The sequence below is a fragment of the Treponema berlinense genome (assembly GCF_052273165.1).
GTDB lineage: Bacteria > Spirochaetota > Spirochaetia > Treponematales > Treponemataceae > Treponema_D > Treponema_D berlinense_A.
The window spans coordinates 26,283-48,106 of the sequence record NZ_DAVZIU010000007.1; the positions used below are offsets into that span (position 1 = coordinate 26,283).

The 21,824-nt window shown below is 39.5% G+C and carries 17 protein-coding genes; 10 read left to right on the top strand and 7 right to left on the bottom strand.

Features of this window, described 5'->3' with window-relative positions:
• The first annotated feature begins 130 nt into the window (after positions 1 to 130).
• The 5 genes from ACT6XC_RS03895 to ACT6XC_RS03915 all read left to right on the top strand — a co-directional run bounded on the left by ACT6XC_RS03895 (position 131) and on the right by ACT6XC_RS03915 (position 6,586).
• Positions 131 to 1,447, top strand: a complete 1,317-nt coding sequence (locus ACT6XC_RS03895) for a TolC family protein (protein WP_443740862.1) — start codon at positions 131 to 133, stop codon at positions 1,445 to 1,447.
• Positions 1,444 to 2,397, top strand: a complete 954-nt coding sequence (locus tag ACT6XC_RS03900) for an efflux RND transporter periplasmic adaptor subunit (protein ID WP_443737786.1) — start codon at positions 1,444 to 1,446, stop codon at positions 2,395 to 2,397. The genes ACT6XC_RS03895 and ACT6XC_RS03900 overlap by 4 nt, the downstream gene beginning before the upstream one ends.
• A gap of 27 nt (positions 2,398 to 2,424) precedes the next feature.
• On the top strand, positions 2,425 to 5,535 hold the full coding sequence (locus tag ACT6XC_RS03905; RefSeq protein WP_443740863.1) for an efflux RND transporter permease subunit: 3,111 nt from the start codon (positions 2,425 to 2,427) through the stop codon (positions 5,533 to 5,535).
• 127 nt (positions 5,536 to 5,662) lie between these two features.
• Positions 5,663 to 5,947 (top strand): PG0541 family transporter-associated protein, encoded by a 285-nt coding sequence (locus tag ACT6XC_RS03910; protein ID WP_443740864.1) that lies wholly within the window; start codon positions 5,663 to 5,665, stop codon positions 5,945 to 5,947.
• A gap of 72 nt (positions 5,948 to 6,019) precedes the next feature.
• Positions 6,020 to 6,586: a pseudouridine synthase gene (locus tag ACT6XC_RS03915; RefSeq protein WP_443740865.1), complete on the top strand. Its 567-nt coding sequence runs from the start codon at positions 6,020 to 6,022 to the stop codon at positions 6,584 to 6,586.
• Here the strand turns inward: ACT6XC_RS03915 and prmC are convergent.
• Both prmC and prfA read right to left on the bottom strand, forming a co-directional pair.
• Entirely contained in the window at positions 6,556 to 7,551 is a 996-nt protein-coding gene (gene prmC / locus ACT6XC_RS03920; RefSeq protein WP_443740866.1) for a peptide chain release factor N(5)-glutamine methyltransferase, read from the bottom strand. The two genes, ACT6XC_RS03915 and prmC, sit on opposite strands and share 31 nt — an antisense overlap.
• Before the next feature lie 14 nt (positions 7,552 to 7,565).
• Positions 7,566 to 8,642 carry a peptide chain release factor 1 gene (gene prfA / locus ACT6XC_RS03925; RefSeq protein WP_443737781.1) on the bottom strand — a complete coding sequence of 359 codons (1,077 nt, stop codon included), beginning with the start codon at positions 8,640 to 8,642 and terminating at the stop codon, positions 7,566 to 7,568.
• A 435-nt stretch (positions 8,643 to 9,077) separates the two neighbouring features.
• On the opposite strand from prfA, the gene ACT6XC_RS03930 reads away from it, so the two are divergent.
• Together ACT6XC_RS03930 and ACT6XC_RS03935 are read left to right on the top strand one after the other, a co-directional pair.
• Positions 9,078 to 9,587, top strand: coding sequence for a hypothetical protein (locus tag ACT6XC_RS03930; RefSeq protein WP_443740867.1), 510 nt, complete (start codon positions 9,078 to 9,080; stop codon positions 9,585 to 9,587).
• 37 nt (positions 9,588 to 9,624) lie between these two features.
• Entirely contained in the window at positions 9,625 to 10,218 is a 594-nt protein-coding gene (locus ACT6XC_RS03935) for an ankyrin repeat domain-containing protein (protein ID WP_443740899.1), read from the top strand.
• A gap of 64 nt (positions 10,219 to 10,282) precedes the next feature.
• Here the strand turns inward: ACT6XC_RS03935 and ACT6XC_RS03940 are convergent, their stop codons facing one another.
• Positions 10,283 to 11,197 carry a right-handed parallel beta-helix repeat-containing protein gene (locus ACT6XC_RS03940; RefSeq protein WP_443740868.1) on the bottom strand — a complete coding sequence of 305 codons (915 nt, stop codon included), beginning with the start codon at positions 11,195 to 11,197 and terminating at the stop codon, positions 10,283 to 10,285.
• A 440-nt stretch (positions 11,198 to 11,637) separates the two neighbouring features.
• Here ACT6XC_RS03940 and ACT6XC_RS03945 point away from each other — a divergent pair, with 440 nt between their 5' ends.
• The gene (locus ACT6XC_RS03945) at positions 11,638 to 13,692 is read left to right on the top strand and encodes a tRNA uridine-5-carboxymethylaminomethyl modification enzyme MnmG/GidA (RefSeq protein WP_443737776.1); all 2,055 of its coding nucleotides are present in this window, start codon (positions 11,638 to 11,640) and stop codon (positions 13,690 to 13,692) included.
• Here the strand turns inward: ACT6XC_RS03945 and ACT6XC_RS03950 are convergent.
• The 3 genes from ACT6XC_RS03950 to pepF form a co-directional block, all read right to left on the bottom strand.
• Positions 13,667 to 14,617 carry a hypothetical protein gene (locus ACT6XC_RS03950; RefSeq protein ID WP_443740869.1) on the bottom strand — a complete coding sequence of 317 codons (951 nt, stop codon included), beginning with the start codon at positions 14,615 to 14,617 and terminating at the stop codon, positions 13,667 to 13,669. The genes ACT6XC_RS03945 and ACT6XC_RS03950 overlap by 26 nt on opposite strands.
• Entirely contained in the window at positions 14,614 to 15,636 is a 1,023-nt protein-coding gene (gene add / locus ACT6XC_RS03955; RefSeq protein ID WP_443740870.1) for an adenosine deaminase, read from the bottom strand. The genes ACT6XC_RS03950 and add overlap by 4 nt, the downstream gene beginning before the upstream one ends.
• 156 nt (positions 15,637 to 15,792) lie before the next feature.
• Positions 15,793 to 17,586: an oligoendopeptidase F gene (pepF, locus tag ACT6XC_RS03960; protein ID WP_443740871.1), complete on the bottom strand. Its 1,794-nt coding sequence runs from the start codon at positions 17,584 to 17,586 to the stop codon at positions 15,793 to 15,795.
• Between the two features lie 193 nt (positions 17,587 to 17,779).
• Here pepF and ACT6XC_RS03965 point away from each other — a divergent pair, with 193 nt between their 5' ends.
• Entirely contained in the window at positions 17,780 to 19,201 is a 1,422-nt protein-coding gene (locus ACT6XC_RS03965) for a lyase family protein (protein ID WP_443740872.1), read from the top strand.
• Positions 19,202 to 19,325: 124 nt separating this feature from the next.
• On the opposite strand, the gene ACT6XC_RS03970 is transcribed toward ACT6XC_RS03965, so the two are convergent.
• Entirely contained in the window at positions 19,326 to 19,592 is a 267-nt protein-coding gene (locus ACT6XC_RS03970) for a DUF1858 domain-containing protein (RefSeq protein WP_443737771.1), read from the bottom strand.
• Between the two features lie 158 nt (positions 19,593 to 19,750).
• On the opposite strand from ACT6XC_RS03970, the gene ACT6XC_RS03975 reads away from it, so the two are divergent.
• Positions 19,751 to 21,736: an NAD(+) synthase gene (locus ACT6XC_RS03975; protein WP_443740873.1), complete on the top strand. Its 1,986-nt coding sequence runs from the start codon at positions 19,751 to 19,753 to the stop codon at positions 21,734 to 21,736.
• Positions 21,737 to 21,824: the final 88 nt, after the last annotated feature.

Consider the following 21,824-nt stretch of genomic DNA (forward strand, 5'->3'; position numbering starts at 1 on the left):
TACCGCCGGAGGCGTTCCGGAGTGCAACGCAGGAATGGAGCGCAGTGGCGCGGAAGTACGGAAAGCCCGGTTTTTGCGAAAGCAAAAATGGCCCCACCCCAAAAAAAATATAAAACAGGAATGGCTTTTGATGAAAAAGACGGTTTTTAAGACAGTTATTTTTGCCGGAATGTTGCTTGTGGCAAATGTTTATGCGGCGGAAAATGAAAAAAAATACGCTCTTTCGGTGGAAGACGCGGTTAAAATTGCAAAAGAAAACAATGTTTCGATAAAAAGGCAGAAAATTACTCTCGATGCGGCTTTACGTGCAAAAAAAGACAGCTGGAATTCTTTGAGTCCGAGTGTGGCTGTTGGCGCAAGTTCGACTGTTCCGGTTGATTTTTTGACGGGAGGCGACCAGTCTTCTGACTACAATGCGAGTTTTGGCGTTAATGCGAGCGTTTCCGTTTCGCTTTCGGCAAATCTTTTTACTTCGATGAAGAGCGCTCAGCTTGCTTTTGAACAGAGTAAAATCAGTTTTGACGAGGCTGTCAGGCAGATTGAGCTTTCTGTCCGCCAGTCTTATTACGGACTTTTGTACGAAAAGGAAAACATTGAACTTCAGGAAGAAAATTTAAGAATTGCAAGGCAGCAGTACGAAAGCAATCTTCAAAAATACAATGCCGGCAGGTTGAGCGAAGTTGACGCTTTGAGCGCGGAAGTAAACTATAAGTCGAAGATTCCAACGGTTGAAAATGCTTACACGACTTATATCAACGACCTTGATAATTTTAAGCAGGTTTTGGGACTTGCGATTGCTGACGAAATTGAATTTACAGGTTCTCTGGACGATTATCTTTATTTGGGCGAAATTAAGGTTGAAGAAAAAAATGTGACTTCGGCAACTCTTCAAACCCTCGAATCTCAGCTTGAAAGCGCAAAGGTATCTGTAATGGACAAGCGTTTTTCGGCTTTTGCGCCGTCTTTGAATGCAAATTTGTCCTGGAAAGATTCTTCCTGGTATGTTGGAAAAGACGAGGCTTCTGATCCTAAAAAAACGGCTTCTGTTAGTTTGAGCGCCTCAATTCCTTTGGACGGAGTTTTGCCGTGGTCGCAAAAAAACAATGCAATTGACAGTGCAAAGGATAAGGTTTCTGATCTTGAGCTTCAGATTGATAACGAAAGAAAAACTTTTATTCGGACTATAAATTCAAGCCTGCGTTCAATAAAGCAGAGCCAGGAAGCAATAAAATACAAGCAGGCGAATGTTGGGCTTGCCGAAAAAAATTATTCTATGACGAGAGAAGCGTACAATCGCGGAACAAAAGATTTGCTTTTCTTGCAGAATTCAAACAATACGCTTTTACAGGCAAAGGTTTCTCTTAACAGCGAGATTTTGACCCTTGCAAAAACTATAATGAAATTAGAAAGCACAATCGGTGCTGATTTTGGGAGCTTGACAAAATGAAAATACGAAAATCGTTTATTGTTGCCGCTGTTGCACTTATTGCAGTTGTTTTGACGGCAGTTTATGCAAAAACAATCGGAAAATCTTCTGGAAAAACGGCTGGTTTTGGCGGAAGAGGCGGACGCGGCGGAAACAGTGCCGTTGTTTCTGTTCGGACAATGACGGCAAAAATTACAACTCTTCACGGTTATGTAAACACGAATGGAGAAGTTGAAAGTCAAAATTCGGTTTCGGTTTATCCGGATATGGGCGGAAAAGTAATTTCGACTTCTGTCATGCTTGGTTCCAGCGTAAAGAAAAACGACATAATCGCCTATGTTGATCCGAGTGAACCTGGAACAAATTACCGTTCAAGTCCAGTTTACGCGCCGATTTCCGGAAGTGTGATTTCGACTCCGCTTAAAAACGGCAAAAAAGTTACTACGAGCACGGCGATTGCGATAATCGGCGATATCAATAACCTTCAGGTTACGACAAATGTGCCAGAGCGTTATGTTGCGGTTTTAAAAAAAGGGCTGAAGGCTGAAGTTTCTGTAGAAGCATATCCTGGTGTGATTTTTGTGGCAACAGTGAATAGAGTTTCGCCTGTTGTTGACGCAACAACCCGTACAAAAGAAGTTATTTTGACTTTTGACCGCCACGACGAACGCATAAATGCCGGAATGTTTGCAAAAGTTAAGCTTTATACGGAAGATTATTCGGGTGCTGTCGTAATGCCGTCGGATGCGCTTGTTCAGAACGGAGATGATTTTTTTGCGTATATTGTAAATTCTTCTGGTGACAGCGAAACCGTTTCTAAAGTAAAAGTAGAAAAAGGAAAAACCGTTGACGGATATGTTCAGATTTTAAGCGGTGTAAAAGCAGGCGATAAAGTTGTTGTACAGGGGATGACGAGTTTGGGTGACGGTTCAAAAATACTGGATATTTCTAGCCCGACAAAAAAGAACTGATGACTATGCGAAAAAAGTGAGGAACTTATGTCTATTTCAAAAAAAACTCTTGAGCATCCTGTTTTAACGTTAATCGTTTTTGCACTGCTTGGAACAATCGGAATTTTTACTCTTAAAAATGTTGCTGTAAGTTTGATGCCGGATGTTGATTCTCCTTACATAAATGTTCGTACGACTTATAAAAATGCAGGTCCAGAATCTGTAGAAAAAACGGTTACGAAAGTTTTGGAAGGGCAGTTAGTTTCCTTGAGCGGATTAAAATCTCTCACTTCCACATCTTCTGAAGGTTCTTCTTCAATCAGCCTTGAATTTAATTATGGGACGGACTTGGAAAGCGTTACGAACGATATTCGCGACAAAATTAGCCGCGTAACGCGAAGTCTTCCGGACGATGCAAGTTCTCCTTCGATTTTTAAAATGAATGCGGATTCTATGCCGATTATGAGAATTGCAGTTCGTGGAAACCGTTCAAACGACGACTTAAAAATAATCGCCGAAGACCAGATTGTAGATCTTCTTGAGCAGGTTGACGGAGTTGCAGAGGCGAGCGTTTCTGGCGGACGTGAAAAAATCCTGAGAGTTGATGTTTCTCAGAACAGGCTTTCGGCTTACGGTCTTACAATGGCAAATCTTTCGTCTGCACTTTCTAAACAGAATCTTGAGCTTGGTGGTGGGAAAATCAACGAAGGCGAAACAGATTACACAATCAGAACTACAGGAGAATTTTCCAGCGTAGAAGAAGTTGCGGACACGATAATCACGACAAAAAATAATTATGTTGTGCGCCTGAGCGACCTTGCAAATGTTTACATGGGTTACAAAGACAAGTCGAGCGAAGTTTACATTAACGGACTTCCGGGTATTTACGTTTCTGTTACAAAACAGTCTGGAAAAAACACTGTTACCGTTGCAAAGGCGACTCGCGAAAAAATTGCAGAAATTCAGGATATTATGCCAAGCGATGTAATACTCGATGTAATTTCTGACGACTCAGAATCAATTAACGATACGATTGCAACGCTTTTGGATTCGGCATATTCAGGGCTTATACTCGCAGTTTTGATTCTCTTTTTGTTCTTAAAATCGGGAAAATCAACCTTAATAATCGCAATTTCAATTCCTCTTTCAATTATAATCACTCTTTTAGCAATGAATTTTGCCGGAATCACCCTCAATATGATGACTTTGACCGGTTTGATTTTGGGTGTTGGAATGATTGTAGATGCATCAATCGTAATGATTGAAAATATCTATGTTTACAGAAGCCGTGGCGCAAAACCGAAAATTGCCGCTGTCTTAGGTTCACAGGAAATGCTCATGAGCGTAACTTCTGGAAACCTTACGACAATCTGCGTATTTTTGCCATTTATCTTCTTTATAAAAGAACTTGGAATGATGGGACAGATGTTCAAGGGAATTATTTTTACCGTTGTAATTGCACTTGTTTCTTCTCTTTTTGTTGCAGTATTTTTAGTTCCAGTTCTTGCAGGTGTATTTTTGCCTCTTACAAACAGGGCGGAAAAACCGATTCGATTTAAACCGCTCGCCAAATTCTACGAAATTTTAGAAATTCCAATGACATTGGTTACAAATGCATACAGAAAAGGCTTAAAAGCTGCTCTTGAGCACAGAGCTTTGACTGTTTTTGTCTGCATTTGCGCGCTTTTAATGTCGTTTCTTTTGATTCCAACCTTAAAAGTCAACATGATGAATAACGGAACGGACTCGAGTGTGACACTGAATTTGACTCTTGCAAACGGAACACCGCTCTCTGAAACTACAGCTGTCTTAAAAGATTTTGAAAAAATTGTCGAAAAAGAAATTCAGGGCTATACGACTGTAATCACTTCTATTGGAACAGGCCGGACTTCAAGCACAAACAAAGGTTCTATTCAAATCAATTTGCCAGAAGATTCGAGCAAACAAATTGATACTTCTGATACAGTGCAGACTAAACTCAGAAAATATTTTAATTCGTATCCAGGCGCAAGATTTACTTTTAGTCAGGGATTTGGACGGCAGATGACAGGTTCCGAATTCAAAATCCGTGTGCGTTCCGATGATTTGAACAAGGCTATGGACATTGCCTCTCAAATTCGAGGTGTAATGGAAAAAATTGATGATATCGGAGAAGTTTCAATCGATACAGACCGTGGACTTCCTGAAATTCAGATTGTAATTGATAGGCAGCGCGCTTATTCATTTGGAGTTGATGTGACGACGGTTGCAAAAGAAATCAATTACGCAATAAACGGTGTTACAGCGACAACTTACCGCGAAAACGGCAAAGAGTACGATATGATTCTTCTTTACGAGCCAAACGACAGAAAATCTACCGCAAACCTTGAGCAGATTTACGTAAAAGGCACAAACGGCATGGTAAGTGTTGCAAATTTTGCGGAAGTAAAAAAAGGTCTTGGTCCTGTTACAATCCGCCGCGAAAATCAGACTCGGCGAGTTACTGTGACGGCAGACAAAAAAACAGACCGAAATTCGACAGAAATTGTTCAGGAAATAAAAGATGGAATTGCAGAAAGTTTTATTATTCCAGAAGGTGTTTCTGTGGTTTACGAAGGAGCATGGAAAGATACAAAAGATCAGGGAAGGACATATCTTTTGATAGGAATAATGGCGATTCTTCTTGTATTTGGTGTAATGGCAGGAACTTACGAAAGTTTTAAAGCGCCGATAATCAACTTGACGACAATTCCGTTCCTGATAATTGGAGTTGTATTCATATTTAAATTTGCGGGGCAGGCGTTCAGTATGACAAGCGCGGTCGGAATTATCATGCTTGTCGGAATCGTAGTAAACAATGGAATTATTTTGGTTGACTACACGAACTTGCTTATAGACCGTGGACGAAAAATGAAAGACGCGTGTCTTGAAGCCGGAGTAAGCCGTCTGCGTCCAGTATTGATGACAACCTTAACTACAATTCTCGGAATGATTCCTATGTGCTTTGCGACAGAAGGAAGTGCGGCCATGGTTCAACCTATAGCAGTTGCAGTTGTAGGAGGGCTTACATCATCAACTTTTGTAACTCTTTTCTTTATTCCCGTTTTGTATTCACTTATAATGAAAGAAAAAAAACGCGAAAAAAGCCGGATCGAAGTGATTTTGACGGGCGAAAAATAAAAACAAAATTGCTTCCTTGCAATTTTGTTTTAACGAGAAAAATCTGTTCTCCAAAAGGCAAACAGATTTTTCTCTCTTTACATTATTGCGCCATCCTTGGCGCATTGTTCTTTTTTAGGAGTTTATAATGGTTCGTTGTGAGATTATTGCCAATCAGTCGGTTCAGGAAGAAATAACGGTTTTGCTGGAAGAAAAAGTTCCTGATATACAATATACAATCGTGCCTCTTGTGACTGGGCGCGGAAAAAATAGTTATAAACTTGGAAATTCAACTTGGCCAGAAACAAATTTTCTTTTGATTTCGTATATTGACGACAAAGATTTATCCATGGTTAAAGCCGTCGTAAAAGCTGTAAAACAAAAATTTACTGGCGAAGGCATAGAACTTTTTTGCGTAAAATCGTTGGCATAAAATTGCTTCCTTGCAATTCAAAACCCTGTTATGCGTAAAAAACATATTCCTAAGATAAAATTTTATTTTCTCATGAACAAGAAGTCTGGTTTTGTTTGTTCTAGGGTAAGCGACAGGCGGCAGACTGTTTATGAAACTTTTCCAAAAGAGATTTTGGCTGACGAAAATGGCGCAAAACTTCATTCTGTTGGCAGGCTTGACGCAGACACGGAAGGGCTTTTGCTTTTTACAAACGACGGCAAACTTTCTGATTTTTTGACGCGACCTCAAAACAAAATTGAAAAAACTTATCTTGTTGGACTTAAAAATTCAGTTTCCCCTTCTGAGCAAAAAAAATACGTTAAAAAAGCAGAGCTTGGGCTTGTACTTCCGCCAGAAAAAAAAGCAGGTGAACAAAAAAGCGGTGGAGCAAAAATCGACTGGTTAAACGAAAATGAATGCAAAATCACTCTGACAGAAGGAAAATTTCACGAAGTAAAAAGAATTTTCCGTGCGCTTGGAAACGAAGTTGTTTTTTTAAGACGGATAAAAATGGCAGGACTTGTTCTTGACGAAAGTTTAAAACCCGGAGAATACAGGACTTTGAGCGAATCAGAAATTGAAGCTCTTTACGCAATGCCAAAAAAAGCAAGGCTATGAGGTTTTGTTCCAGTTATATCTCTGAGCCTGTCGTTCAGGTCTTTTTCAATGTGAACGTTTTTAAAACCCGTCTTTTCAAAAAGTTTTGCGGTTTGTTCGGCATTGTATTCTCCAGTTTCCATTATCAGAGTTCCGCTACAGACAAGATGCTCAAAACACTGTGGAACAAGCCTTTTTATCAAAAAAAGACCGTCTTCTGTTCCCGAATATTCTCCGTCAGAGTCAACATCGCCGTCCAAAGCAAGCAAAGGTTCGCTTCTGCCGTCTTTTAAAAGCTCAAGACTCTCAGAATGAGGAACATAAGGCGGATTTGTCAAAATGTAATCAAAAGAAAAAGGTACGTTTTCAAACAAATTGGACTGAATGAACCGGATTTTTGAAAGAGCGGAAGTCAGGTTTTCTGGATTGTTTAATTTTTCGCCTTCACCCAAAAGCCTTTCTGCGTTTTTTTTGGTAATTTCCAAAGCGTCTGCTGAAATATCGACAAATGTCATTTTTGGCAGGCAGTTTACTGGAATTCCGTCATTTTCTAAAAGCGCCTTGAGTACAGAGATTCCAACGCAGCCGCTTCCGCTGCACATGTCGCAGATTTCGGGAATTTTTTTTATGCTTCCGTCTTTATTTTCGTTTTTTGAATAAAAAAGCGCGAGAGAATTTAATGCCAGGTCAATGAGAATCTCAGTGTCTGGTTTTGGAATCAAAACTGCCGGAGTGACATAAAAATCGTAACCGTAAAATTCCTTGTGTCCGGTAATATAGGCAACCGGAAGACCTGTTTTTCGCCGCTTAATTGCATCTAAAAAGTTTGTTTCCTGTTCTTTTGACAGATTGCAATCCCGTTTTAAAAGGAGTTGCGTTCTGTCAAACCCTGTAACAAACTGCAAAAGCACAGAAACATCCAGGTCGGGAGAAGGAGAGTTTTTGAGCTGCTCCTTTCCGTATTTTTTTGCCTCAAGAATATTCAAGGTTGTATTCCATTTTATGCGTCAAGTTCTTTGAACTGTTCTTCTTTTGCGTAAACGTTCAGAGCATCGAGCATTTCGTCCATGTTTCCCATCATAAATGAAGGCAGGTTGTGCAAAGTCAAGTTGATTCTGTGGTCAGTTACGCGATCCTGAGGATAATTGTACGTTCTGATTTTTTCAGAGCGGTCTCCGTTTCCAACCATGCTTTTGCGGGCAGCAGAGCGTTCTGCATCGAGTTTTGACTGCTGAAAATCAAAAAGACGCGCGCGCAAAACTTCCCACGCTTTTTCTTTGTTTTTAATTTGCGATTTTTGATCCTGTTGAATTACAACAATTCCAGTCGGAATATGGGTAAGCCGAACAGCAGAGTCCGTAGTATTTACACACTGACCTCCAGGACCGCCAGCACGCATAACGTCAACACGAACATCACCTGGATTGATTTTTACGTCAGCTTCTTCGGCTTCTGGCAAAACCGCAACCGTAACGGTCGAAGTCTGCAATCGCCCTTGAGATTCAGTCTGCGGAACACGCTGAACACGGTGAACTCCAGATTCCCAGCGCAGTGTTCCAAAAACAAATTTTCCCTGAATTTGAGTTACGATTTTGTTAAAACCGCCGACTTCAGTTTCCTGCGCTTCAAGATTTTCGTATTTCCAACCCTTTCTTTCGCAAAGATGGCAGTACATTTCCCACATATCGCGCACAAAAAGCGAAGCTTCGTCGCCACCAGCAGCGGAGCGGATTTCCAAAATAATATTTTTTTCGTCGAGAGGATCAGGCGGAATCAGTTTGAGTTTAATTTGTTCTTCAAGAAGCGGAACTTTTTCTTCAAGTTCTTTCATTTCTTCACGAGCCATTTCCTTCATATCAGGATCATCTTCGGCCGTAATCATCATTTTAGCATCTTCAATGCCAGACAGACATTTTCTGTATTCGTTTCCAACTTCGAGCACGTCAGTCAAATGCCCATGTTCACGCATAACATCCTTGTATTTTTTCTGGTCTTTAACAAGGTCTGGATCTTGAACCATTTCGTTAATTTCTGCAAAACGTTTATCCAGTTCATCAAGTTTCTTTAATAAATCCATTCCCACATCTTACAAAAAACACGCGGATTTTTCAATTATTGCGCAATTTTAAGCAAAAAAAAACAGGACGACATTCCATTTAAAAACGGAAATAAGCCAGACTTTGCGCAGCAAATTACCTAAAAACCGGCTGCTTTGGGTTCGGTAACCCTCATTGGCACAAAAAAAACAGGTTAGTTTAGAAACCAACCCGTTTTTTTGCGCCAACTCCGCCCGCCGCATCCGGCGTAAGCTTCGCTTTCAAAACAAAAATTGACAAATAAAACAATTTGTTATAAAATTTAGAAAAAGTAAGAACCAGAATAAAAATAGGGCGTATTAAAAAAACATTGTTTTCTTGGCACGACCATTTTTATTATATGCAAGACAACGGCGCAGATGGCACAAATTTTTACGAAAATTCAAAAAAATTAAATCAAATAGGAGCGGCAAAAGTTGTTAAAAAATAAATATTTTTGCATTGCGGTTTTTGCCGTTTGTCTGTGGTTGTTTATAGGGTGCGATATTATTCCTGCTGGTTGTTTGGTGCCTAATAATGTTATTATAGGACCGACTTTGTATAAAACAGAACCTTTTAAGGGTTTTAATGATTGGCAAAATCTTTTTGATGAAGGTGTTTATGCTTCTTTAAGAAATGATCTTATTTCGTTAGAGCCAATAGAAATTTGTAAATCTTCTCGTGGAGGCGAAGTAAAATTTCGTTTTGCTGATGGAGAATTAAAAGGCTGTATTTTGGTTTCGACTGAAGAATTATATAAAATTTTTGATTATAAAACGGATTATTACATAGTAATAAATGATCCTGCTTTAGAAGGTAAATATAAAGCAGAATATGAAACAAAAACTCTTTTCTATAATACTCCAGAATTAAGAGATAAAAATTTGTACGTATGTTTGCCAAAAAAATTAAATCAAATAGGAGCGGCAAAAGTTGTTAAAAAATAAATATTTTTGCATTGCGGTTTTTGCCGCTTGTCTGTGGTTGTTTTTTGGTTGTAAAAAAAATGATTTGCAAAACTTTCTTGCTCATTCTCAAACCGAAAATGCTGTTATGCTTGCTGTGCAGTCTGGAAATTACGGTATTTTAAGGGGGCTTTTACAAGACGGTCAAAAACCGGACGCTTTTTCGAGTGGCAGAATAACGCCTTTAATGTGGGCTTGTCGTTGCGGAAATTTAAAACAGGCTAAACTTCTTATAAAATATGGCGCAGATCTAAATTTGGAAAGTAGCGAAGGAATAACTTCTTTTGAATATGCATGCATTTCTAAAAATCTTTCGCTTGTAAGGTTTTTGCTAAAATTCAATCCAGATATAAATCACTTTAACAAAGGCGACATGACTCCTTTAATGACTGCTTCTGCCCAGGATTTTTCTGCACTTGCAAAACTTCTTATAAAAAAAGGCGCAGATGTCAATTTGCAGAATTCAAACGGCGACACGGCGCTTACGTTTTCGATTTATGCAAATTCTTCAAAAAGCACAAGACTGCTTTTAAAAAATGGGGCAGATCCGTTTTTAAAAAACAGCGATGGATTGTCTGCTTTTGACATTGCTGGCAAAAATGAACTCAAATAAAAAAAGTCCGCAAATGCTGCAGGAGGAGAAACACTTGCGGACAGAAAGTCATTTGAAATTCAGATTAGTATTTTGTTCTGCTTGAAATTTGACCTTCTTTGTTGTTCTTTACAGTGCAATTTGTAATTGTCTGCTTTGCGGTGTTTCCGTTAGCATCAATTCCGTACTTGAGGTTATATGTTGATTTGCATGAAAGAACTCTGTGGCTTACATTTTTGTATTTTGAACCGAGTTTGAATCCGTTTCCGTCGCCGTCAGGTGTTGTCTGGAGCGAAGAATTGATATATCCGTTGTAAGAAGCTTCGCAATTGTTGAGAGTTACCGGATATGCCTGGCTGTAAAGATCCCAACCGTCGTCAGAATTGTATTTTGCAACGCAATAGTTGAATTTGATGTTTTTTCCGCCCGAAAGTTTTGCTGCAAACCCATCGGCATTTTCGCCTTTTGTCGGTTTGTCATAGTTGTAGTAAGATTCACATCTTGTGATTGTTACGTCGTGAGCCGAGTTGTAAACCTGAAGCCCTGAGTCGCCGTTATAGGTAAATTTGCAGTATTCAGCGCGGTTGTTTCCGCCGAGCTGGAAAACCATTCCGCAGTCTGAAGCTTTTGTAACTGTCAGTTTTCTGATTGTCCAGTAAGAGCCGTTTACTTTTACGCCCCAGCCTGTAAATGCAGAGCAGTTGAGTGTTTTTCCGTTTCCGTCAAGTGTGATTACTTTTCCAGAAGAACCGCTTCTTAAAAGTTGAAGCTGTTTTGTAAGGTTGATGTTTGCGGTCAGTTTGATTGTGTCGCCGGGATTAACTTTGTTTGCGGCTGTGTACAAATCAGAAGCTGTTCCTACAGAATATGTTGTTCCCGAAGAAGCTGCACGGCTTGAATCAGAAGCAGATTCTGAATTTTCGCTTAAATCGGAACAAGATACGAACATTGCTGCAGCCGAAACCAAAGCTGCCGCCATTAAAAATTTGGTTACTTTCATAAATAACACCTCACTTTTTTTAATAAACGTCACCTCACGTAGAATAACTATATATTATAAACTGCGCGATATTTTTGGATAAAACAGACATCGTTTTTGGATAAAAAGAAATTTTGAGCATATTTTATAAAAAGATAGAAAAAATATTACGAAAAAAATAACCGTAATAACAGTTTGTAATATACAGTGGTCAGAATTTGTAAAAATTGCTGATATTTTGAATAAAAAAGACGCAAAAAAAACAAAAAAAATGCACCAGCCCGGAGGAAGACTGGTGCAAGAAGCAAAGTAGGAAGTTTTTTTGTAACATAAAGAGATTGTTTTTCGTCGCTTTATACTTAGAAAAACACCGTAAAAAGAAAAGGTTACAAAAAAAATATTTTTTTTAGAATTTTATTTTGGATTTGATACAGAACTTTGATTTCACTATAATTTTTCGTATGTCTTTTTATGATTCATTTGATGTTGCTGTAATTGGCGGCGGACATGCTGGAACAGAAGCCTGTCTGGCCTGTGCCCGGATGGGGCTTAAAACTCTTCTTGTAACTCAGACAATTGATTCGATTGCCCGCTTGAGCTGTAATCCTTCGATCGGTGGTGTTGCTAAAGGAAACATTGTCCGGGAAATCGACGCTCTTGGTGGCGAAATGGCCAGGCTTATAGACAACTCGATGATTCAGTTTCGTATGTTGAATAAAAGTCGCGGTCCAGCAGTTCAGTCGCCTCGTTCTCAGGCTGATAAAATTCTTTATGCTTCTTTGGCACGGCAGACTATCGAAACAACGCCAAAACTTTCCACTTTGATGGATACTGTTGTTGATATTTTGACAACGGCTTCTTCTTCTCCTTTGCCTCCAGACAGCGACACTGCCGCCGAAAAAGGTTCTATTCCTGGAGAATTTCGATCCGAATGTTTGACGGAAGCGGCTCGTTCTGGAAAAAGACAAAAAGTTACTGCGATTGTTACAGAGCGCGGAAGAATTATTCCTGTTCGCTCTGTTGTTCTTACTACTGGAACATTTTTGGGTGGACGTATTTTTATCGGTGAATACGACGCTCCATGTGGAAGAATTGGCGAAGGTGGTGCTTTTGGACTTACTCATTCTCTCAACCGCCTTGGGTTTACAACTGGACGTCTAAAAACGGGAACGCCTCCGAGAATTTTGCGTCATACAGTTGATTTTTCAAAGGCTGAGCTGCAGGAAGGCGATAAAGAGGTAATTCCTTTTAGTTTTGATGATGAAAAAATTGACCGTCCAATGGTTCCATGTTATCTGGTTTATACAAATGAAAAAACTCACGAAATTATCCGAAAAAATATAAATCGTTCTCCTCTTTATTCTGGAAAAATCAGCGGAATTGGACCTCGGTACTGTCCTTCAATCGAAGACAAGGTGATGCGTTTTGAAGATCGCGATAGGCATCAGCTTTTTGTAGAGCCTGAAAGTTTGCAAACTGATGAAATTTATCTTAACGGTTTGAGTTCAAGTTTGCCGGAAGAAGTTCAGGATGCTTTTTTGCGTACAATTCCTGGTTTTGAAAATTGCACGGTAAGCCGTCCAGGATATGCCGTTGAATACGATTATGTTGAGCCGACTCAGCTTTATCCGAGCTTGGAAACAAAACGTGTTGCCGGACTTTTTGACGCTGGTCAGATAAACGGAACTTCTGGTTACGAAGAAGCTGCTGGCCAGGGACTTGTTGCAGGAATTAACGCTGCTCTTTATGCCAGAGCTCACCAAAAACTTTGCGGACCTCTCTGTTCTCCATCTTCAGAAATGGGGCAGACTCCTGCAAGTATGGAAAAAGGCGCTTTTCAAAACAAGCCTGGCATGACAGACGAAGAAATTGCGGCTTTTGCAGAAATTTCTGCCAGAGAAACAAAGGCGATAAATTCGGCCTTGCAGAAAGCGCAGAGCGACAGCGGTTACGAAAATTTTGATTCGATTCCTGAATGGGAACCTCTTATTTTGGGACGAGATGAAGCTTATATCGGCGTTTTGATTGACGATTTGGTTACGCTTGGAACAAAAGAACCTTACCGGATGTTTACCGCTCGCGCCGAGTACCGCCTAAAACTGCGGCATGATACAGCAGACCGCAGACTTAGCGAAAAAGCCTTTGCTGTTGGCTTAAAAACCGAAAAGCAGATTCAGTCTATGCGCGCAAAATATGCTTTGATTGATGAAGCCGTGGCGCTTTTGCTAAAGAAAAAAGACGCTCAAAATCCAGGTTATGCGCCAGAAATTTGGAAAGTTGCCCAGGAAGATTTTAAATACAAGTATTACATCGAAAAACAGGATGCCCGCGTTGCAAAAATGCACAAAATGGAAAACCGCAAGATTCCAGCAGATTTTGATTACGGGGCAATTCCTGCTTTGAGCGCCGAAAGTCGCGGAAAACTGGAAAAAATTCGTCCGCTGACGCTCGGCCAGGCAAGCCGAATTTCCGGAATCCGAAATTCGGATATTATGCTTTTGATGGTTTATCTTTAGCGATTTTTAGGATAGAGAGCATTTCTTCTTTTGTAAAAAGTCCAGTGTTGCAAAGTTCGCTTGCAAGTTGGCTGATTGATTTATTAAAAAGAAGAATGCTCTGTGTTCCGAGAAAAGTTTCTATTCCTGCTTCTAAAAATGAACGCATTCTTTTTGCCTTTTCGGAAAAATCTATTTTTTTGTCTTTGAATTGAGTTTCTGGCGTTATAACCGTTTGAATTGAATTTTTTTTGAGAAAAGTTAAAATTTCACCAAAATTTGTTGCACAATCTGCGTTGATGAGAACCTGTGGTTCAAAAAAATCCAAAACCTTAAAAAAATCATTTGCCGAATCGACAGAACTTAAATTCACCCGAATTTTTAAACCGTTTTTTTTTGCAGTTTGAATCATTTTTTTTAGTTCTTTTGAATTTTCTGTCAAATCGAGGATGTTTTTTCCGTAAAAATAAATTCCCTTGAACAGTTCTTTTGAATTTTCGTTCAATAAAAAGGATTTTGCGAACTGTAAGTTTTTTTCTTTAAAATCAACTGTATCGGCATCGAGTGCAAAAAAAGCTTCTGATTTTGTGCGGTCACTGTATTTTTGAATTTTAGTCTTTAAAAACTGGAAGAATTCACAGTTTTTTTTGCAGTTTTGAAAAAGCTTGCTGTCGATTGCTGCGTTTGTTTGAATTATGTTGTCGGCAAGGTTTTCAGAAATTGAAAGAAACAGAAGTTTTTTTATGTCGTCTTCTGTTGCAATTCTCATAGAAGTGTATTCGTGAACCTGTCTTCGCATTTCGATTTTTACAGGCGAGCCGTCTTCTGGGAAGTCAGGAACATAAAATCCTGCCCAGGTAACAAAAGAAGGATAGCGCATTCCTAAATCAAGGCTTGAATGAAAATCTTTTTTTGGAAGTTTTATAAAATCTGCAACTGACGTCATTTTTTGTTTTTCCAGGCTTTTTCAACTTCGGAAAAGGCTTTTTCTTTTTCTGTTTGGCTCAAAAACGACGCCTTAAAACTGTTTAGAATGATTTGTTTGAGTTCTTCGTGCGAAAAATTCATTTGGCTATAAGCATTCCAATATTCGTCCAAAAGTTCAACTCCAAAGAAAAGCGGATCGTCAGTATTGAGGGTTACTAACATTCCTCGGTCAAAAAAAGCTCGAAATGGATGTTCTGAAAGCGATTTTACAAATTTTTTTGTAAAAACGTTGCTTGTAGGGGCAACTTCAAACGGAATTTGCTTTTCTGCGCAAAAATCCATAAGTTTTTCGTCCTGAATTGCAGAAATTCCGTGTCCAATTCTTTGAGCATGGCAGATTTCGAGCGCATCCCAGATTGACTGCGGCCCCTGGTCTTCTCCTGCGTGTGCAACTGCATGGTAGCCGGTGGCAAGGGCTTTTTCAAAAACAGGACCGAAATCTCTTGAAGGACCTTTTGATTCTGCGCCTCCAAGTCCGATTCCTATAAAACCTTCAAATGGATTTTCGCTGAACATTTTAAAATTGTTTTCGGCATTTTCAAGACCAAAAGTTCGGCTTACATCTCCAGATAACCAGACTGTAATTCCTGTTTCGTCTTTGATTTTTTTTATGTTTTTGGCGAAATTTTCTGTCATTTCTTTATACGAAAAACCTTTTTTTATAAAGGCTGAAGGGGCAAAAAAAGCTTCGCAGTGGATTATTCCATTTCTCAAAAGATAATTTTTTAAATCTTCAAAAACAAGGTCAAAATCGCTTGTTTCCGTAAATAAATCCTGAACCTGCAAAAATGCGGCAATAAATCCGTTCAGATCCGAGTATGAAAATAATTCTTCCAGCGAACTGTCAGAAAATTCAGTTCCGTTCTTTTTTAGATAGAGCTTTTTAATCGATTCTTTGCTTATTACGGCTTCGATGTGAATGTGAATTTCTGCTTTTGGAATGTTTCTGTAGAATGAATAGAATTCTGTTTTTTCCATACTTCTGTTCCTCGCAAATTTTCTGTCAAAACGCCATTGAATCAATGTTTTTCAATAAACGTTCCGGCAGGCACGGCAAAAAATGCTGTACCAATGCCGCTAGATTATCGGCAGAAAAACTGCCGTTCTTTAATAAAATCCAAAGTCCGGGAAAAATTAGAGTTTTTTTAAGTCATCTACAATCTGTGCAAAAGTGTCCAATGCGTCTTGCACAGGCTTTGTCGAAGACATATCAACTCCAGCAATTTTTAGGCTTTCAAGCGGATAACGGCTTCCGCCAGACTTTAAGAATTTAAAATAATCTTCTTTTTCTTTTTCGCCACCATTCGTAACCCTTTTTGCAAGAGCGAGGGCGGCCGAAATTCCTGTCGAATATTTATATACATAGAAAGAATTGTAAAAATGAGGAATCCTCAAACCTTCCATGTCGCTTTCTTCTTCAAAAACCATTTCTGGACCAAAATATTGAAGTAAAAGTTCGCGGTAGATTTTTCGCAATATTTCGGCGTTGAGAGGAGTTCCTTTTTCGACAAGTTCATGGGCCTTGAGTTCAAATTCTGCAAACATTGTCTGCCGATGCAGGGTTGCAAGAATATCGTCAGCGCGCATTGCCAGAAGGTAGGCTTTCATTTCTCTTGTTTTTGCATTCTTTAAAAGATATTCAAAGACAAGTTCTTCGTTAAAAGTTGAGGCAACTTCCGCTTCAAAAATCGTGTAGTCGTAGCACATAAACGGATTGTTTGTCTTAGAAAAATAAGAATGCATTGAATGTCCACCTTCGTGAGCCATTGTAAAAACGTCGCGGATTGCATCGTCCTTGTAATTTAACAGAATGTACGGATAGCCGCGGTAAGCTCCAGAACTAAAGGCGCCTGAACGCTTTCCCTTGTTTTCGTAGCGGTCAACCCAGCCATTTAAAAGACCGTCGCACAAAATGTCGGTATATTCTTTTCCGAGCGGAGCGAGTGCGTTGCGACAAATTTCTACGGATTGTTCATAACTAGTTTTTGTTTCGACGTCTTTTACGAGCGGAACATAAACGTCGTAATGACGAAGTTCGTTCAAACCGAGCATTTTTTTTCGGAGCGAATAATAATCGTGCAGCGCTGGCAGGTTTTTGTGAACAGTGTCGATTAAATTTTTATAAACAGCTGGTTCAACCTTGTTTGAGTAAAGGCTTGCTTCGAGGCTGGAATTAAAACCTCTTGCGCGTGCATAAAAAATGTCAGAATTGACGTTTCCAGCGTAAAGTGAAGCAATGACGTTTTGATGTTTTACGAATGATTTATAGAATTTTTTGTATGCGTCTTTTCGGACATTTCTGTCTGGATTTCTGATTAAAAGAGAAAAAGTTGATTGTGTTAAAGGTTCTTCTTTGCCATTTACAGTTACGCTTTCAAAATCCATGTCAACGTTTTCGAGCAAACTGAACGCATTGTCAGGAGTTTGTAAGGCTTCTGTGGCAAGCGAAAGAATTCTCTCTTCTTTTTCGCTTAAAACATAAGGTTTTTCGTGCAATTCTTTTTGAACAAAAATTTTGTAGTCGGCAAATTCTGGAAGGTTAATCCATTCGTTGAGTTTTTCGTCGGGAATGGACATTAGTTCTGGAGAAAAAAATGAGGCATCTGCGCCGGCTTTTGCATAAGCCATCATCGCTCTGCCTTCCATATCCTGGAAAGAACTGTCGCTTTCGTCGGAAGTGTGGCAAAGGCTTGCGTAGCAGTAAACGGTTTCGAGAGTTTTAAAAAGCTCTTCGTAGGCTTTGAGCGCATTCAAAAGCGATTGTGAAGAATCTTTGAGTTTGCCTTTAAAACTGGCGAATTTTTGTGTGAGAGGAGCAGTTTTGGCAAGATCAGCCTCCCACTCCTCGTTAGTTTTATACAAAGTAGAAAGATCCCATTTGTCAGAAGCCGGGATTTCGCTGCGATTAGGAATTAAAGAATTAGACATACGATAGATAATAACACAAATTTTGCAAAAGTAAATAAATTGCGTTTTTTGTGTGTTGCGGTAGGGATTGGAAGGGCGGCGAAGCCGTTGCGGAGCAATGAAACCCTGCAAAGCCCGACGGCACTTTGTGCCGGACCGCCCGAATTTTTCTTCTTATTGAGAAATTGAGCGTAATTTATTATAATTTTGTCTTATGGAAACTCGTAACATTTTTGAAAATCTTTCTTGTATCGACCACCGCTATTCTCTTTCGGAAAAGGCGGTTTTTGACGGACTGTCGCAGTATATTTCTGAACAGGCTTCTATTCGTTCTTGCGCTAAATGCGAATCGGCTCTTGTAAAGGCGCATTTGAAGGTTCGCGGTCAGCTTACTGACGAACTTGCTAAAAAACTTGACGATGTTGCTTCTGCGATTGACCCGGAAGAAGTTTATGCTGAAGAAGAAAAGACCAAGCACAATATCCGAGCTCTTGTAAACGTGATGAAGACGAAGGTTGATTCTAAAATCGGACCTCTTATTCACCTCGGAGCAACTTCTGTTGATATTTTGGATACGGCTCTTTCTTGTCGTATGCGCGATGTTACTAAAAATGTTGTGCTTCCTGAACTTAAAAAACTTGAAAATTATCTTTGTGACATTGCAGAACGCGAAAGTGCAACTCCTCAGGTTGGACGCACTCACGGTCAGCACGCTGTTCCTATTACTTTTGGCTGGGAAGTTGCAGAATTTGTTGCCCGTCTTGGTAAATCAATCTTAAAAATTGAAGAACTTTCTGACGACCTGGTTGGAAAACTTGCTGGTCCTGTTGGTTCTTACAATGGACCTTCGATGATTGTAAAAGATCCTGAAGAACTTGAACGCATTTATACTGAATTTTTGGGACTTAAACCTTCTGAATATTCAAACCAGCTTGTAGAAGCAGAACACGTTCTTCGCCTCTTGCTTGAGATGAATGTTGCCTTTGGTATTATTGCCAATTTGGCGGACGACCTCCGCAATCTTCAGCGTTCAGAAATTGGCGAGGTTTTTGAGTATTTTGCTGCAACTCAAGTTGGTTCTTCAACAATGCCTCAGAAACGCAATCCATGGAACTCTGAACACGTAAAATCTTTGTGGAAGGCTATGTGTCCTCGCGTAATTACTTTCTATATGGATCAGATTTCTGAACATCAGCGTGATCTTTCAAATTCTGCAAGCCAGAGATTTATTACTGACTATGTTGCTGGTTTTACAATGGCAGTAAGCAGAATGAATTCTGTCGTAAAAGGATTGCAGGCTGACCGCGACAACATGGCAAAAAATCTTGAAAGTGCTGGTGGAAAAGTTAAGGGCGGTGTTCTTGCTGAACCTGCATATATTCTTCTTGGCGAAGCTGGATACAACGACGGGCACGAAATTATCCGTCAGATTACGCTTGAGGCAGAAAAGTCTGGAAAAACTTTCTTTGAAGTGCTTAAAACTCACGAAAAAGAATATGCAGATATTACAGCCCAACTTGAAAAACTTGGCGTAGAAAATCCTGCAAATTTCTTTGAACATCCTGCAAACTACTGCGGACTTGCTGCAAAAAAATCAGCGCGCCTTGCAAAAAAATACCGCGAGTTGATGAAATAAATTGTGCCTTAGACGGTGCATTTTTGGGTTAACGCCCGTATGATTTTTTTCCGAATTTGAGTGAATTAAAAAATTATTCGCTTAAATTCGGATTTTTTTTGAAAAAAAATTGTGCGGAGCGTTTTTATTTATTTTCGTTTTGAACCTCTGCTTGATGTAAAAAATCCTTTAAGTCTTCGATAACTTCGTCTGCACTTAAACCATGAACCATTGCCGCTTCTTCGAGTGTTTCCATTTGAGAAGCAAAACAGCTTATGCAGTGCATTCCCATGAGCATGAGAGGTTCGGTAAGTTCAGGATAAAATGCTACAAGCGTGCTTACGAGCATGTCTTTTGTAAGTTCTGGTTTTTCAGTTTTTTCTTGATTTTTTATATTGTTTTGATTTTCCATTTTATTTTTATCCTCAGTTTTTAGATTGAATTTCGTTTTATTTTTTTGTCCGAAATTTAACCTTTTAAGCAAATTTTCTTCAATAAAGATAATAATTTTTTTTTGAGATGTGTGCAAATCTTGCATAAAAATAATGTTTTTTTTGATATAGTAATTATATGAAGAATTTTGGGTTTTTGCGTGTTGCGGCCGTTTCGCCGGATGTTGTTGTTGGAGACGTTGAGCAGAATGTGCTGAATATTTGTCAGTGCATTGACGAATTAAAGCAAAAAGGCGTTCAGATTGCAGTTTTTCCGGAACTTTGTATTACGGGCTACACTTGCGCCGACCTTTTTGAGCAGAATCTCCTGCTTGAAAGTGCAAAAAACGCTTTGACCGGGATTTTGTCTCATACTCAGGGAATTGCGGTTTTTGTCGGTTTGCCGTTGCGCTCATTTTCTGGTTCTCTTTACAATGTTGCGGCTCTTTTGAGCAATGCCGAAAAAATTTTGATTTATCCTAAAACTTTTATTCCAAATTACGGCGAATTTTACGAAAAACGTTGGTTTACGCCTTTTGAAGCAAGTTGTGGCAGCAATGAGCAAATGTTTGATTGGCCAGTTGGCGGACTCTTAAAAATAAATGACGATTCAGGTTTTACAGGCGCGGTTTTGGCGACAGAAGTCTGCGAAGATGCCTGGGTTCCTCTTTCTCCTTCGACAGTTTTTTGTCTTAACGGAGCAAATGTAATCGTCAATCTTTCGGCTGGAAACGAAGTGATTGGAAAGGCTTCTTACAGAAAAGACTTGATTTTGGGAAACAGTGCAAAGAATATCTGTGCCTATGTTTATGCAAATGCAGGAATGGGTGAATCGACACAGGATTTGGTTTTTTCGGGACATTCATTGATTGTCGAAAACGGAAGCCTCCTCGCAGAAAAAAAGCCTTTTGACGAAAAAAATAAATTTATTATAAGCGACATTGATATTGAAAAAATAAATCACGAACGCATAAGAATGGAAACTTTTTCGCAAAACAGCAGTTTTTTTAAAAATTTTCAAAGGTCAAACCAGTCTTTGTTGGAAAAATTTCAGGAAATAACTGTAAAAAGCACAGATTTTTTGAAAAATGAAAATCTTGAGCGGAAAATTGATGGACATCCTTTTGTGCCTCAGGTTCAGGAGAAAATGTGGGCGCGTTGTGCAGAAATCACGCAGATGCAGGCCTGGGGGCTTGCAAAGAGGATAAGACATACTGGAGTTGAAAAAGTTGTCGTGGGAATTTCTGGCGGACTTGATTCTACTTTGGCTCTGCTCGTTGCCTGCCGGGCTTTTGATATTCTAAAAAAAGAACGAAGCAATATTGTTGGAATTACGATGCCGGGTTTTGGAACTACTGGGCGCACTTACGAAAATGCAAAGATGCTTGTAAAAAGTTGCGGGGCTTCTCTTGAAGAAATTTCTATAAAAGAAGCGTCCAGCGGTCATTTGAAGGATTTGTCGCATGCACTTGATGTTTACGATGTTACTTACGAAAATGCTCAGGCTCGCGAGAGAACTCAGGTTCTTTTTGACTGGGCTAACATGCACGGCGCAATTTTGATTGGAACTGGCGACCTTTCTGAACTTGCGCTCGGCTGGTGCACTTACAATGGCGATCAAATGAGCAATTACGGAGTGAATAATTCGATTCCAAAGACTTTGGTGCGCTGTCTTGTTCAGTATTATGCGGATTTTATTTTTAAGGAAAACGAAAAACTTGCAGAAATCTTAAATGATATTATCGATACTCCTGTAAGTCCTGAACTTTTGCCGCCCGACAAAGATGGAAAAATTGCCCAAAAAACAGAAAATGCTGTCGGTTCGTATATTTTGCATGATTTTTTTCTGTACAACTGCGTGCGAAACGGTTTTTCGCCTGAAAAAATTTATTTTCTGGCGAAAACTGCGGTTAAACAGAAAAATCTTGAGCCATTTAGCGACGAAACGATAAAAAATACGCTTAAAATTTTTTATAAAAGATTTTTTGCCCAGCAGTTTAAGAGGTCTTGCATGCCTGACGGTGTAAAAGTTGGAACTGTGAGCCTGTCGCCGAGGGGCGACTGGCGTATGCCGAGTGATGCGTCGGTTGCGCTTTGGTTAAAGCAGGTTGAAAATCTGAAATAAAATTTGGAAAAACTAAATCGGAGGGAGCAAATTAGTTTTTTACACAGTTTTTTGTTTTGCTGTTTTGCTTGAATTGAACCAGATTGTG

Excerpts from the sequence above, each read along its gene's own strand:
- ACT6XC_RS03895 (WP_443740862.1), top strand. The coding sequence starts at position 131 with ATGAAAAAGACGGTTTTTAAGACAGTTATTTTTGCCGGAATGTTGCTT.
- ACT6XC_RS03900 (WP_443737786.1), top strand. The coding sequence starts at position 1,444 with ATGAAAATACGAAAATCGTTTATTGTTGCCGCTGTTGCACTTATTGCA.
- ACT6XC_RS03905 (WP_443740863.1), top strand. The coding sequence starts at position 2,425 with ATGTCTATTTCAAAAAAAACTCTTGAGCATCCTGTTTTAACGTTAATC.
- ACT6XC_RS03910 (WP_443740864.1), top strand. The coding sequence starts at position 5,663 with ATGGTTCGTTGTGAGATTATTGCCAATCAGTCGGTTCAGGAAGAAATA.
- ACT6XC_RS03915 (WP_443740865.1), top strand. The coding sequence starts at position 6,020 with ATGAACAAGAAGTCTGGTTTTGTTTGTTCTAGGGTAAGCGACAGGCGG.
- prfA (WP_443737781.1), bottom strand. The coding sequence starts at position 8,642 with ATGGATTTATTAAAGAAACTTGATGAACTGGATAAACGTTTTGCAGAA.
- ACT6XC_RS03940 (WP_443740868.1), bottom strand. The coding sequence starts at position 11,197 with ATGAAAGTAACCAAATTTTTAATGGCGGCAGCTTTGGTTTCGGCTGCA.
- ACT6XC_RS03945 (WP_443737776.1), top strand. The coding sequence starts at position 11,638 with ATGTCTTTTTATGATTCATTTGATGTTGCTGTAATTGGCGGCGGACAT.
- ACT6XC_RS03950 (WP_443740869.1), bottom strand. The coding sequence starts at position 14,617 with ATGACGTCAGTTGCAGATTTTATAAAACTTCCAAAAAAAGATTTTCAT.
- add (WP_443740870.1), bottom strand. The coding sequence starts at position 15,636 with ATGGAAAAAACAGAATTCTATTCATTCTACAGAAACATTCCAAAAGCA.
- pepF (WP_443740871.1), bottom strand. The coding sequence starts at position 17,586 with ATGTCTAATTCTTTAATTCCTAATCGCAGCGAAATCCCGGCTTCTGAC.
- ACT6XC_RS03965 (WP_443740872.1), top strand. The coding sequence starts at position 17,780 with ATGGAAACTCGTAACATTTTTGAAAATCTTTCTTGTATCGACCACCGC.
- ACT6XC_RS03970 (WP_443737771.1), bottom strand. The coding sequence starts at position 19,592 with ATGGAAAATCAAAACAATATAAAAAATCAAGAAAAAACTGAAAAACCA.
- ACT6XC_RS03975 (WP_443740873.1), top strand. The coding sequence starts at position 19,751 with ATGAAGAATTTTGGGTTTTTGCGTGTTGCGGCCGTTTCGCCGGATGTT.